11 protein-coding genes are annotated in these 12,306 nt (G+C 67.8%); 4 read left to right on the top strand and 7 right to left on the bottom strand.

Features of this window, described 5'->3' with window-relative positions; translation table 11 throughout:
* The first annotated feature begins 200 nt into the window (after window positions 1-200).
* The gene (locus tag DMH03_RS02530; RefSeq protein ID WP_233611250.1) at window positions 201-1,235 is read left to right on the top strand and encodes a glycosyltransferase; all 1,035 of its coding nucleotides are present in this window, start codon (window positions 201-203) and stop codon (window positions 1,233-1,235) included.
* Window positions 1,236-1,255: 20 nt separating this feature from the next.
* Here DMH03_RS02530 and DMH03_RS02525 read toward each other — a convergent pair whose 3' ends face one another.
* Together DMH03_RS02525 and DMH03_RS02520 are read right to left on the bottom strand one after the other, a co-directional pair.
* Complete coding sequence (locus DMH03_RS02525) at window positions 1,256-2,359, bottom strand: glycosyltransferase (protein WP_125790385.1); 1,104 nt, start codon at window positions 2,357-2,359, stop codon at window positions 1,256-1,258.
* A 520-nt stretch (window positions 2,360-2,879) separates the two neighbouring features.
* Window positions 2,880-3,497 carry a dTDP-4-dehydrorhamnose 3,5-epimerase family protein gene (locus DMH03_RS02520; RefSeq protein ID WP_125790384.1) on the bottom strand — a complete coding sequence of 206 codons (618 nt, stop codon included), beginning with the start codon at window positions 3,495-3,497 and terminating at the stop codon, window positions 2,880-2,882.
* Between the two features lie 355 nt (window positions 3,498-3,852).
* Here DMH03_RS02520 and DMH03_RS02515 point away from each other — a divergent pair, with 355 nt between their 5' ends.
* Both DMH03_RS02515 and DMH03_RS02510 read left to right on the top strand, forming a co-directional pair.
* Window positions 3,853-4,875, top strand: coding sequence for an aldo/keto reductase (locus tag DMH03_RS02515; protein WP_370310626.1), 1,023 nt, complete (start codon window positions 3,853-3,855; stop codon window positions 4,873-4,875).
* Window positions 4,876-4,923: 48 nt separating this feature from the next.
* A complete protein-coding gene (locus tag DMH03_RS02510; RefSeq protein WP_125790382.1) occupies window positions 4,924-6,156 on the top strand; it encodes a class I SAM-dependent methyltransferase in 1,233 nt (410 codons plus the stop codon).
* 58 nt (window positions 6,157-6,214) lie between these two features.
* Here the strand turns inward: DMH03_RS02510 and DMH03_RS02505 are convergent, their stop codons facing one another.
* From DMH03_RS02505 to DMH03_RS02485, 5 genes are all read right to left on the bottom strand, one after another.
* Window positions 6,215-7,159 carry an ROK family protein gene (locus tag DMH03_RS02505; RefSeq protein ID WP_233611247.1) on the bottom strand — a complete coding sequence of 315 codons (945 nt, stop codon included), beginning with the start codon at window positions 7,157-7,159 and terminating at the stop codon, window positions 6,215-6,217.
* Window positions 7,126-7,791, bottom strand: coding sequence for an HAD-IA family hydrolase (locus DMH03_RS02500; RefSeq protein WP_125790381.1), 666 nt, complete (start codon window positions 7,789-7,791; stop codon window positions 7,126-7,128). The genes DMH03_RS02505 and DMH03_RS02500 overlap by 34 nt, the downstream gene beginning before the upstream one ends.
* Window positions 7,791-8,885 (bottom strand): Gfo/Idh/MocA family protein, encoded by a 1,095-nt coding sequence (locus DMH03_RS02495; RefSeq protein WP_125790380.1) that lies wholly within the window; start codon window positions 8,883-8,885, stop codon window positions 7,791-7,793. The genes DMH03_RS02500 and DMH03_RS02495 overlap by 1 nt, the downstream gene beginning before the upstream one ends.
* The gene (locus DMH03_RS02490; RefSeq protein ID WP_125790379.1) at window positions 8,882-10,042 is read right to left on the bottom strand and encodes a DegT/DnrJ/EryC1/StrS family aminotransferase; all 1,161 of its coding nucleotides are present in this window, start codon (window positions 10,040-10,042) and stop codon (window positions 8,882-8,884) included. The genes DMH03_RS02495 and DMH03_RS02490 overlap by 4 nt, the downstream gene beginning before the upstream one ends.
* A gap of 163 nt (window positions 10,043-10,205) precedes the next feature.
* Entirely contained in the window at window positions 10,206-10,829 is a 624-nt protein-coding gene (locus DMH03_RS02485) for a class I SAM-dependent methyltransferase (RefSeq protein ID WP_125790378.1), read from the bottom strand.
* Between the two features lie 230 nt (window positions 10,830-11,059).
* Between DMH03_RS02485 and DMH03_RS02480 the strand changes: the two genes are divergently transcribed.
* Window positions 11,060-12,265 (top strand): cytochrome P450, encoded by a 1,206-nt coding sequence (locus tag DMH03_RS02480; protein ID WP_125790377.1) that lies wholly within the window; start codon window positions 11,060-11,062, stop codon window positions 12,263-12,265.
* The last annotated feature ends 41 nt before the right edge of the window (window positions 12,266-12,306 follow it).

The raw sequence follows: 12,306 nt of genomic DNA, 5'->3' as shown, positions 1-12,306 counted from the left end.
GCCCGGCCGTCGCTTCGTCCACGAGATCGTTCACTGTCATGAAGATCGTTTTTTCCAGCCTTTCCGGACACGGTCACACTTTCCCGTTGCTGCCGTTGGCCCTTGCGGCACGTGCGGTCGGCCACGAAGTCGTCTATGCGACCGGAGAGAGATTCCATCCGCTGTTGCGAAGACTCGGATTTCGTCCCGCACCGGCCGGAATGACAATTCCGGAGGCCTTCGAAGCCGCGGCTGCGGGAAACGCGGGGAAGACCGGAGAACTTCCCATCCAGGAATGGCTGCAGCGCGGGATCCGGGCGTTCCACGATGTGTTGCCCCGCCGGATGGCCGCCGATCTGCTGTCCGTGCTGCGGGCGGAGCAAGCCGACTTGGTGGTCTATGAGGCGGGCAACCCCGGAGCCGGGCTGGCGGCGCGCCGCATGGGTGTTCCCGCGATATGCCACTCCTGCGGCGGGGTCGGGTCGGTCGACCAGGACGACCAGTGGCGGAAGGGCATGGGACTTCTCCGTGCGGTCGCCGCCGAGATCGGAGTGGAGCTGCTCGACGGGCAGCACCTCCTGGGGGACCCGTATCTGGACATTTATCCGCCGTCGATGCAGGATCCTTCGTTCCTGGACAACCCCGAACGGATGCCGCTGCGTCCGGTGCCCTTCTGCGAACCCGGCAAGCTACCGGAGATCATCTCTGCCGGGCGGGGACGAAGAGTGGTCTACCTGACGCTGGGCACCACCAAGATCGGCGACATCGGCAGGCTGCGCGCCGCCGTCGACGGGCTCTCGGCTTTGGACGTCGACGTGCTGGTGGCCGCGCCAGGGATCTCGGTGGCCGATCTCGGTCCGTTGCCGGAGAACGTTTGTTTCGAAGGCTGGGTGCCGCAAGGTGAGCTGCTGCACCTTGTCGATCTCGCCGTGCACCACGGCGGCGCCGGAACCACGCTCGGCCTGGCAGGCGCCGGCGTGCCGCAACTGGTGATGCCTTCCGGATTCGACGGGTTCCGCAACGCTGACGCGCTGTCCGCTGTCGGGGCAGGGAGACGGTTGCTGCCCGAGGGGGTCGAACGGATGGAGGACGGTCGCGGAGACAACGTCGTCGTCCCCGCCGCGGCGATCGCCGCGGCGGCCGGTGAGCTGCTGACCGATCCCGGAGCCGGGCAAGCGGCCAAGGCCCTCGCCGAGGAGATCGCCACCATGCCGGGTCCCGCTGAGATCGTGTCCCGGTTTCCCGAGTTCCTTTGACGTGGTCCGCCGTCGTGCGGTCAGGGATACAACGTCAGCAATTCGGTCAGCGCCTGCCGTGGCGAGTTCATCGCCGCGGTCTCCTTTGCCACCTCTCGTGCCGCCTGCTGGAAGCTCGGATCGTCGAGTACATCGCGTGCGGCGAGGCCTACATCGTTCGGGTCGTCGATCATCCGGGCCGCCCCGCGGCGCGCCGCGCGCTCCGCGTTCGTCGGCTGATCGGCGAACACCGGCAACAGCACGCTGGGTACGCCGGCCGCGAGCGTGGCCAGCAGGGTTCCGATACTGGCCGAGCCGATCACCACGTCGACGCCGGACAGCAGTTCGGGCAGCGGAGCGAACCCGACCGCGTGCACCCGCGGAGCAAGGTGCGCATCCTCCGGGCTCGCGGTGACCAGGACGTCGAATCCCGCCCCGGCGACGGACTGGGCGAGGCCGGCGACCAGCGCCGGATTGCCCTCGCCGACGCTGGTGCCCATGGTGACCAGCGCCCTGGGCACGTCCGGCCGGCGCGGCGGGACAGGACGGCTCGGCTGCCCGGCGAACTCGACGGCCACTCCGCTGAAACGGACCGTGATCCGGCCGGACTCCGGGGCGGGATCGGCTGGCAGGCGAAGGGATTCGGGGAAGGGATCGAGCAGCGCCAACGGGTCTCGTGGTGTCACGAGACGAGAAGCGTGTTGCTCCCTGGTTCGCTCCCGGAGCCCGTCGGCGAACTCGGCAGGCAGCGGACCGGAGATCGCGTAAGAGGCCCAAGGCACGTCGAGCCGGGCCGCCAGCAGCGGTGCGACGAAATCGAGCGAATCGCCCACGATCAGGTCGGGTTCGTAGCGCAGTCCCTGACGGAGTGCGTCGTCCCAGGTCAGGTCGATTCTGGTCCCTGCCAAGAGCTCGACCAGACCCGGACCGAGGGTGCGCGCGGGGCCTGCCCGCTCCAGGTTCACCACGATCAACTGCTTGACGGACGGGCCCGCCGGGAGCAGGCGCCGACCGTCGAGAAACGGCGCCGCGGAGTCGGCGGCCAGGAAGGCGGCTTCGTGACCGGCGTCGATCGCCGCGTCCGCGAGCGGCAGCAGTGGCAGGACGTGGCCCGGCGCGGGAACGGCGGCGAACAGGATTCTCATGAGCCTTCGTGGGCCCTTTCCGTCTCGATCGAGAGCGGGCCGGTCATGACGAGGCGCGGTCCGACATTCAGCAGGCTATCGGCGGCCGCGCCGAGCCGGCATCCCTCGGCTTGATAAGGCTTCGCGCGCTGTGGCGGGCCCAGCGGCGACGGACGCCGGCCCGCCCCTAGTGTCCACTGTGGACACTTTTCGACGACTGGATGTCCGGTTGATGCCCGCATGTGCGGTCTCGTGTGGGGGTTGTGAGTGGCAAAGGTCGTTCTATTGAGGGGTAAGGCAAAGTGGCGTAGCTCTGGACTGACCACGGGAGCCGGCCAAATGTCCGGTTGATGCCTGCATGCGCGGTCTCGCGTGGGGGTCGTGAGTGGTAATGAGCGTTCTAACCCTCATTACCACTCACGACCCCCTCTCGCAGCTGCGCAAAGCACCCGAATCGGGCATCCACACCGGACTGGCGTCCGGTGTGGACAGTCGTGCCCCGGGGCCGCTGCCGCTCAAGAGTGGCATGGGCAACTCGACGTCAAAGCGCATTTCCCTCGTCGGCGTAGCCTGTTTTCCGGGATATACGGAGGCAGTCCGCATAATCGGGCAGCAGGCCGTCCCGTCGCATATCCGCCAGGAGTGGCGCCGCGGTATCCCGGTACGAGCGGACGACATCACGGTCTGGCGGCCACGGCAGGTTCAGCGCCGGATCGAACGGATCGATCGCCAGTTCCAGCTCTGCCCGATAAGGTGTGCTCACGAGGTACGACATCACCGTGTCATCCGCCAGCGCCAGGAACGCGTGCGCCGTTCCGATGGGAAAGTAGACGGCTCGGAAGGACTCGGCGTCCATCTCCACGACGTCCGACACCAGGTAGGTCGGTGAGCCGACCCTGAGGTCGACGATCACATCCAGCGCGCGCCCGGCGGCGCAATGGACGTACTTGCGCTGTCCGGGCGTGCGGGTGAAATGCAGTCCGCGCAACACATCGCGCTTCGAGACCACCGTGTTCACCTGAGCTACCGGAAACCTGTGCCCGACCGCGCCGACAAACGCGTCGTCCTGTAGCGGTGCGACGAACAGTCCACGTCGATCCGGCGCGGGATCCGGCGTGAACTCGAAAGCGCCGGCCACCTTCAACTCGCGGACACGCACTGGGGCAGCCCACCTTCCGCGCGTACACGCGATGACACCGCGCATCATCCAAGCCGGGAAACCATTGGGTGTGGAGGGTTTCGATTATGACGAGGCCGCGCATTCCGATGCCGGCCTTTCTTCGTTTCGAATGATACCAGTGTTCTATCCGCCGCGACAGCTTCTCCCGCGGTTCCGCCGCCATGGCCACACCCGGCACACCGGTAGCGGCGGACCGTGACCGGCAGCGTCGCCGCCCGCCCGCTTCACCGCTTCGCAAGCTCCAAAACCGCGGACCCGACTACCTACCTTAACGTTGTTTGAGCGACACCAGGGCGGCAGAATATCTTTGGTCCCGCTCGACTTTCGGGAACCGATGGGGGTGCCCACGATGACAACAGGCCCGAGTCTCGCAGAACGCGTGCCGATCGGCCGGTCGGCGCTCCGTACCAAGAGGCTGTGGCTCGGTACTGTGAACTTCAGTGGCCGCGTGCCGGACGAAGACGCGCTGCGGCTATTGGACCATGCACGCGAACGCGGGATCGATTGCATTGACACCGCGGACATCTACGGATGGAGAGTCCACAAAGGACATACGGAGGAGCTGCTGGGGCGCTGGTTCGCACGCGGCGGTGGCAGGCGGGAGGACATCGTGCTGGCCACCAAGGTCGGCGGCCAGATGACCGACCGGCCGGGCGACGGCGGCCTCTCGTCCCGGCATGTCATCGCAGCTTGCGAAGGGTCTCTACGCCGTCTCGGCGTCGACCATATCGACATATTCCAGCCGCATCAGGTTGACCGGACGACGACATGGGACGAGGTCTGGGAGGCGATGGACGTCCTGGTGACGAGCGGAAAGGTGCGCTACGTCGGATCGTCCAATTTCGCCGGCTGGCACATCGCCGCCGCCCAAGAGAATGCCGCCCGCGGGCACCGGCTCGGCATCATCGCTCACCAGTGCCTCTACAACCTGACCGTGCGTCATGCCGAATTGGAAGTGATGCCGGCGGCTGAAGCGTACGGGGTCGGTGTGTTCGCGTGGTCGCCGTTGCACGGCGGGCTGCTCGGTGGCGTACTGCGAAAGTTGAGGGAGGGCACGGCGGTCAAGTCCGCGCAGGGCAGGGCGCAAGCAGCGCTTCCCGCGCTTCGGTCGGCCGTCGAATCCTACGAGAAGTTCTGCCAGAGCGTTGGCGCGGACCCCGCCGAAGTGGGGCTGGCCTGGGTGTTGTCCCGGCCCGGCGTCACCGGCGCCGTCATCGGCCCTCGTACCCCTGACCAGCTTGACTCCGCGGTTCGCGCGACACACCGAAAGCTTGCCGACGACGAAATGGACGAACTGGAGTCGATCTTCCCCGTTTCGTGGTCAGGAGGACCCGCGCCGGAGGCTTGGCTGGGATGATCACCGAGGGACCGACTGGACAGATCTATCGGAACGGATACCTGGTAAATGCGCATTGACGCTTGTCGTATTTGTGGAAATCGCGAGCTCGAATCGGTACTCCATTTGGGCGATCAGTGTCTCACTGGCGTCTTTCCCCGTACTCGGGATGAAGTCGTCCCAGCCTTTCCTCTGGAACTGGTGAAGTGCACGCCTCCAGGATGCGGATTGGTGCAATTGCGGGACAGTGCGGATTTCCAGCTGATGTACAACGACGGCTACGGCTACCGTTCTGGCATTCGTCCCTTCATGGTGAACCACCTTCGCGACATCGTGGCGAAACTCCGGCGTATGGTGGAGATCGGACCGGCGGACTTGGTGGTCGACATCGGCAGCAACGACGCTACTCTGTTACGCGGTTATCTCCCGGCTGCGCCGAAACTGGTCGGCTTCGACCTCGTCGGTGAGAAGTTCGGGCATCTCTACCCGGCGGAAGCGGACCTGGTGAGCGACTTCTTCACCGCGGAGGAGTTTTTCGCCCGTTATGGCGACAGACGGGCGAAAATCGTCACCTCGGTTGCCATGTTCTACGACTTGCCTCAGCCGATGCGGTTCATGCGCGACGTCCACGACGTCCTCTCCGACGACGGCGTCTGGCTCATGGAGCAGAGCTACCTGCCGTCAATGCTGCGAACCGGTTCGTACGACATCGTGTGCCACGAGCACCTCGAGTACTACGCGCTCGAGCAGATCGAGTGGATGGCCGCACGTACCGGTCTGCGCGTGCTGACCGCCGAAATCACCAGCGTCTACGGTGGGAGCCTTCGCGCGGTACTTTGCCGGGACGGAGCCGGGCACGCGGTCGACGAGGGGGCGCTGGACCGAATCCGGAGGGGCGAGGCCGAGGCGGGGTTGGCCGACCGTGCCCCCTACGAATCCTTCGCGCGACTGGCAGAGCGGCAGCGAGAACAACTCGTCGAGTTCCTGGCGAAGTCACGGGCACAGGGACGGATGACTCTTGGCTACGGCGCCTCCACCAAAGGCAACGTCATCCTCCAGTACTGCGGACTCGGCACAGCCGACCTCCCGTTCATCGGCGAGGTCAGCGCGGAGAAGGCCGGGTGTTTCACCCCTGGCACCGGGATCCCGATCGTGTCCGAGGAGGACGCGAAGGCCCGCCGACCGGATCAATTGCTGGTACTGCCGTGGATCTACCGTGACGGTTTCCTCGAACGCGAGCGGGATTTCCTTGCCGCGGGCGGCAAATTGGTCTTCCCGATGCCCGCCCTCGAAGTAGTATGACGTCCCTGCGGCCAAGGGCGGCCCGCCGTTCTCGGCGCGTCCGGCCCCATAGTCGCGCCTATCGGACCGTACTCCAGAGCGGAGCCGACCCGAGCAGGCGAGCCAGCGCGACCGCGCCGTGCAATGTGGACAGTGGGCCCATCAGTGACGCCCGCACCACGGGGGCAGGCACACCCGGCCGGGCCAAGGCCGCCACGTGGCGCGCGACCCGGTCGGCGAACCCGGGCAATCCGGCCGCGAAACCGCCACCCAGGATGACTGTGCCAGGGCGCAGGAGCTCCTGGACCCCGGTGATGGCCACCGCGAGCCGGTGGCAGGTACGGTCCACGGCCTGTACCGCCCACCCCTCGTCGGCCAGTAGGCCAGCGGAGAGTTCGGCGTGCCCGACCGGGGTACCACGCAGCCGGGCCGCCCGAGCCAACGTGGCAGGCCCGGACGCGCCGGCCTGCAGGCACCCGCGGCGCCCGCACCCGCAGAGCCGCCCCTCCGGGTCGGTCACCACATGACCGAGTTCGAAGGAGCCGCGCTCCGGCCCCGGCACGAGCGTGTCGCCCGCGACCAGGCCACCGCCGATTCCCGTGCCCACTCCGACGTAGAGCAGGTCGGGGCAACCGAGCGCCCGCGCCTCGGCCAGCGCGCCCAGATCCCCGTCGTCGGCCCAGCGCAGGGGGGCGTCCCCGAAGACCGAGCGGAATGTCCGCCGCAGATCCAGGCCGATCCACTCTGGGCGGTTCGGCCAGGCCGCGACCAGCCCGTCCGTTCCCACCGTGGCCGGTAGCGCGACCCCGATCCCGGCGTAGTCACCCGGAATCCGCAGCCGGAACCGGGCGATCTCGGCCGCCAGCTGGGTCAGGTCGGACTCCAGGCCGCGCCCGCGCCACTGGAAGGCGTGCTCGCGAACTTCTCCGCCGTCGGTCTCCGTTCGCAGCGCCACCTTGGTGCCGCCGAAGTCGATGCCGAGCCAGGTCGTCACCGCCGGCCCGGCACCGAGACGGGTGGGCACATCGGCAGCAGTTCACCGGGGGAGTGGATGACCAGATCCGGCCCGGCCGCAATCAGGTCGTCCTTGTCGACGGTCGCCCAGGTCGCCGCCACGGAGGTCACCCCGGCGCCTTGGGCGCTGCGGATGTCGGCCGGGGCATCGCCGACCATGATGGCCGCGTCCGGCTCCGCGTCGAGGAGGCCGAGCGCGCGCAGCACGATATCCGGGGCGGGTTTGGCGTTGACGACCTCGTCCGAGCCGACCACGTGGTCGAAGTGCTGGATCAGATCGAGTGTGGTCAGCAGGGAGCGAGCCCTCGGCCCGGCCTTCCCGGTGGCCACGGCGAGCCGGAACCCGCGCGTCCGGAGCGTCCGGAGCAGATCGGCCACTCCGTTCACCACCGGCACCTGATCCGCGAGCCGGTAGCTCTCCCGGACGAACGGTTCCTCCATCTCCAGCGGCAGGCGCATACGTCGCATGATCTCCGGGAAATACAGGCCCTGGTAACGCTGGTATTCGGCGAACGGCGCCGGTCCGGTACCGACCACTTCCGCGTATGCCGCGGCGAAGGCCCGTCCCATCACCTCGTGACTGTCCACCAGGACGCCGTCGAGGTCGAAGATCACCACACTGCGCATCGTTACGTTCTCCATCAGGTCGCCGCCGCGGTCGTGACCGGTCCGGCGGGCAGGAGCGGGGTCGCCGAGGCCGCGTACAGTGCCTCGATCGTGCCGACGATCCGCCGTACGCCCGCGATCGCGGATCCGCGTGCCGATGGATCGGCGAGGCGGTCCCTGAGGTCGTCGAGCTGACGGGTGTACTCGGTGCCGATCGGCTCGGCCGGGATCGCGACTTCGCTCGTCCGGCCTCGTCGTACGACGCTGAGCCGCGGCCGGGGCTCCCGATTCGGGCTGAAGCCGAAGGTGGTCCGGAGGGTCGCGGAGCCGTCGCTCCCGTCGACCCGGATCTCGGTGACGTCATGGCTCGCCGAGTGCGCCGCCCAGCTGGCGCGAAGGCCCACGGACAGACCGGATCCGGTGACCAGGAACCCGCGCACGGTGTCCTCGACGTCCGCGTCGAGTTCCGGCACCGGCTGATCGTGCCGCCAGGCCGCTGTCCAGCGCGGGTCGTTGACATGGTCGTGCGAAGTGGACGCGACGACCTGGTCGAACGCCACCGGCCCGGCGATGGTCTCCAAGACGTCGAGCAGGTGCCAGCCGAGGTCGAACAACACGCCGCCGCCCGCTTCCGCCCGGCTGGTGAACCAGCCCTGTGACCGGGGCACACCACGAGCCCTTTCCCACACCAGGTCGATGTGGCGCAGGTGGCCGAGCTCGCCTGCCAGAGCGGTCAGCTCCCGCACGTCGGCGCGGTACCGGCAGCCACTTCCCGCCAGCAACCGGCCGCCACCCGCCCGCTCGGCTTCGGCCAGTGTGTCCGCCTCCGCGCTCGTGAGGCAGACCGGCTTCTCCACGAAGGTGGCGAGACCCCGGTCGAGAAGCCGTCGCGCGATGGCCGCGTGCAGGTGGTTGGGCGAGGCGACCAACGCGAGGTCGGCGTCTTCGGCTCGCAGCGCGTCGACTCCGCCGAAGGACGGACGGTCGGTCGCCGCGGTGAACGCCTCCCGCTTGACCGGATCGGGGTCGACCGCGGCCACCACTTCGTAGTCGCTGCTCGCCATCAGACGAGGAAGCCAGATCTCCCGGCCGGACCACCCGAACCCGACCAGTACGGTGCGGATCCTCATCCGGCGGCCACCAGGCCTGCCACGATTTCGGCGGTGTCGCCGAGCGCCTGCTCCGACGCGAGGAGGGTGCGGTGGTGCAGCCAAACGCAGTCCTGGCTGATCGCGTCGGCGTTGGGGCACCGCTTGGCGAGGGCGTCGACGGACTCCTCGGGGGCGCCGATCTCCCAGAACGCCGCGGTGCGGTAGATGGCGCGGAAGCCAGCGAAGGCCGGGATCCCCGCGTCGACCAGACGGTCGACCAGCAGATTGCGCCGCTCCTCCGACCAGCCGGGAAGCCGGAACATCGCCATGTAGTGCGGATTCCGGTCGGCCCGCGAATCGCCACCCTGCGGCCGGACACCGGGGATCCGGGCCAGGAGCGCCGACAGGAACCGCCACCGCTGTTCCCGCAGATCGATCTGACCGTCGAGCCTGCCCAGCTGGGCACGCAGGACGGCGGCCGAGAACTCGTTCATCCGCATGTTCGTGCCCGCCACCTGGTGGTGATAGCCGCGGTCGGTGCGTGGCCTGCCGCAGGAGTGGTGCAGGAACGCCTTCTCGTACTCGTCCGTGTCCGGGAACAGCACCGCGCCGCCTTCGCCCGCGGTCATCAGCTTGCCGTTCTGGAAGCTGAAGGTCGCGACCGAGTCCAGCTCGCCGACACCCTTGCCCTGCCATCGGGCACCGTGCGCGTGGGCCGCGTCCTGCAGGATCCGGACGCCGGCGTCCGAGGCGAGCTTGTCCAGTGCGTCCATGTCGGCCATGAGACCCGCCATGTGCACCGGCATGATCACCTTGGTCCGCGGCGTGATCGCGTCGGCGGCGGCGGTCACGTCGATGTTGTAGGTGTCCGGGTCGACGTCCACCGGCACGGCGACCGCCCCGATCCGCTGAGCGGCCTGTGACGAGGAGATGAACGTGAACGCGGGCACGATCACCTCGGTACCCGGCCCCGCCCCCATCACCTGCAGGGCGAGTTCCAGCGCGTGCGTGCCGTTGGTGACGGCGAGGGCGTGACCGGCACCGTGGTATCCGGCGAACTCCCGCTCGAAGCTCTCCACCTCGCTGCCACCCATACGCCACCACTGGCCCTGGGACAGCGCACGATCGAGAGCGCGTCGTTCGGTGTCATCGAATTGCGGCCAATCCGGAAAGGTCGGCCCGGGTTGCGGACTCATTTCTGCCTTGCTCCTTTTGTCGATTGGCCTCACGATACGAATTCCGCCTCCGTTGTCACTATCCCTCAAGCTGACAGCGATTCCTGGAATTCGCCGTCGCCCCATTTCGGGAACTCGAAGTCAAGGGGACGGCTTTCGGGGAGTATTCGCCTCGGAAAAGTGTTCAGGTGCGGGTGATCGTGGCCAGCCAGGCGGGCGCCCCGGCCGCGTCCCTGGTGTTCTCCAAAGTCGTGGATTCGATCGAGTCGACCCGCCAGCCGTCGGCGAAGGTGGCTCGGATGTCGTCCTGATTCACCCGCAGAGCGCGGATCCCGCCCTGCGCCTCCCGTCGCGGTCCGCTACCGGCTTGGTGGCGGTCGCTGAGGCAGAGCAGGAACAAACGTGCGCCCGGCGGCATGACCGTGGCCAGGCCGGCGGCGTACCGGATCCGCTCCGGACCGCTGAACGCGTGGAAGAGCGCGCTGTCGAGCACGGTGTCGAACTGCTCGTCGAGGTCGCCGATCTCGAGCGCGTTCCCGACCTGGAAACGCACTTCCAGGCCGCGTTCGCGTGCTTTGCGCCGCGCGGTCTCGATCGCTGTCGGCGCCGAGTCGATGCCTACCGCCGGGAGACCGAGCGCCGCTGCCATGAGCGCGACCTCGCCGGTGCCGCAGCCGATGTCGAGTGCCCGGCCGCGGAAGGCACCTGCCTCGGCGAGCTCGCGCATGGCCAGCTGCGGACGGCCGATGTCCCAGAGCGGTACCCCGGTGTAGTGCGTGTCGTAGCTCTCTACCTGGCTGCCACCCATATTCGCCTGGCTCCTTTTGTCGATTGGCCTCACCGTACGAAGTCCGGCGACGGCGCCACTATCCCTCAAGCTGACAGCGATTCCGGGAATTCGCCGTCGTTCCCCGCGCTTGGGTCGCGCATTCCCGCGCGGTGACAACTAGCAATGTGAGGGATGTCCGTCCGGTTCGGCTCGGAACTACCGTGACTGACGGGTAGCGCGGAATCGGGCCGTACGAGAGAAGTGAGTTCATGAGCGTAAAACAGTCCGAACGGACACTGGCCAACTTTCTCGCCTATCTCGACGAGCTGCGCGGGCGTGGAGACGTGCATTTCGACGAGAAGATCCAGGCATGGCACGTGCTCGGGTATCACGACACCTATCAGGTGCTGACCGACCCGGTGACGTTCTCCTCCGATGTCGCTCCGCTGGCGCCCAAACAGGAGGACTTCGACCTGTTCAAGAAGGGCAATTTCGTCCGGGCGGACGATCCGGCGCACCGGCGGCTGCGCGGCATGGTCAGCCAGGCGTTCACCCCGAAGATGATCGCCGATCTGGAGCCGCGGATCGCCGAGGTGACCACGCAGTTGCTCGACGACGCGGACGCCCGTGGCGACCAGTGGGACCTCATCGAAGAGCTGGGCTACCCGTTGCCGTTCATCGTCATCGCCGAGATGCTCGGCATCCCGGTCACCGACCGGGCATTCGTCCGGCGGCTGTCCGACACCTTCTTCGAGGTGCACAACGTCGACCCGGAGGCGTCGCTGGACGAACTGGGGGAAAGCGCGGTCAACAACGTCGCGCCGCTGCTGCGTGAGCTGAACCTGCACCTGCTGGAGTTCGTCCGAGACCGTCGCAAGAACCCGGGCGACGACCTGACCAGCAAGCTTCTGGCCGTCGAAGTCGACGGTTCGCGGCTGGACGACGAGGAGACCGTCGGTTTCCTCGGCCTGCTGCTGCTGGCAGGCCACGTCACCGCGACCTCCACCATCGGCAACACGATTCTCGCGCTGCACGAGAACCCCGAGGCGTGGGACCAGTTGCGGGCCGACCCGGCGCTGATCCCGGCCGCGATCGAGGAGTCGATGCGCTACCGGCCGCCGTTCCCCCGGCTCGGGCGGCAGGTCACGAAGGACACCGAGATCGGCGGCCAGAAGATCCCGGCCGACGCGTTCGTGCTGGTGTGGCTGACCACCGCGAACCGCGACGACCGCGTCTTCGCCGACCCGGACCGGTTCGACATCAACCGGGACCCCAATCCCCACCTGACGTTCGGCAAGGGCATCCACTTCTGCCTCGGCGCGCCGCTGGCACGGCTCGAGGTGAAGATCGCCATGCGCATCCTGATGGAGCGGTACAAGGACATCCGCGTACGCGACGACGTCCCGGTCAACCTGCGCAACCCGTGGGCGATGATCGGCGTCAACCGGCTGCCCATCGAGGTCCGCCGGTTCTGACGCCCCGGAGCCGGCACGCCACTTGACTGCGAAGGAGATCC

The organism is Amycolatopsis sp. WAC 01376 (assembly GCF_003947415.1).
In the GTDB taxonomy this organism is placed as follows: Bacteria; Actinomycetota; Actinomycetes; order Mycobacteriales; family Pseudonocardiaceae; genus Amycolatopsis.
Note: the sequence above shows the minus strand (reverse complement) of the source record. Positions and strands in the feature narration are given on the sequence as shown.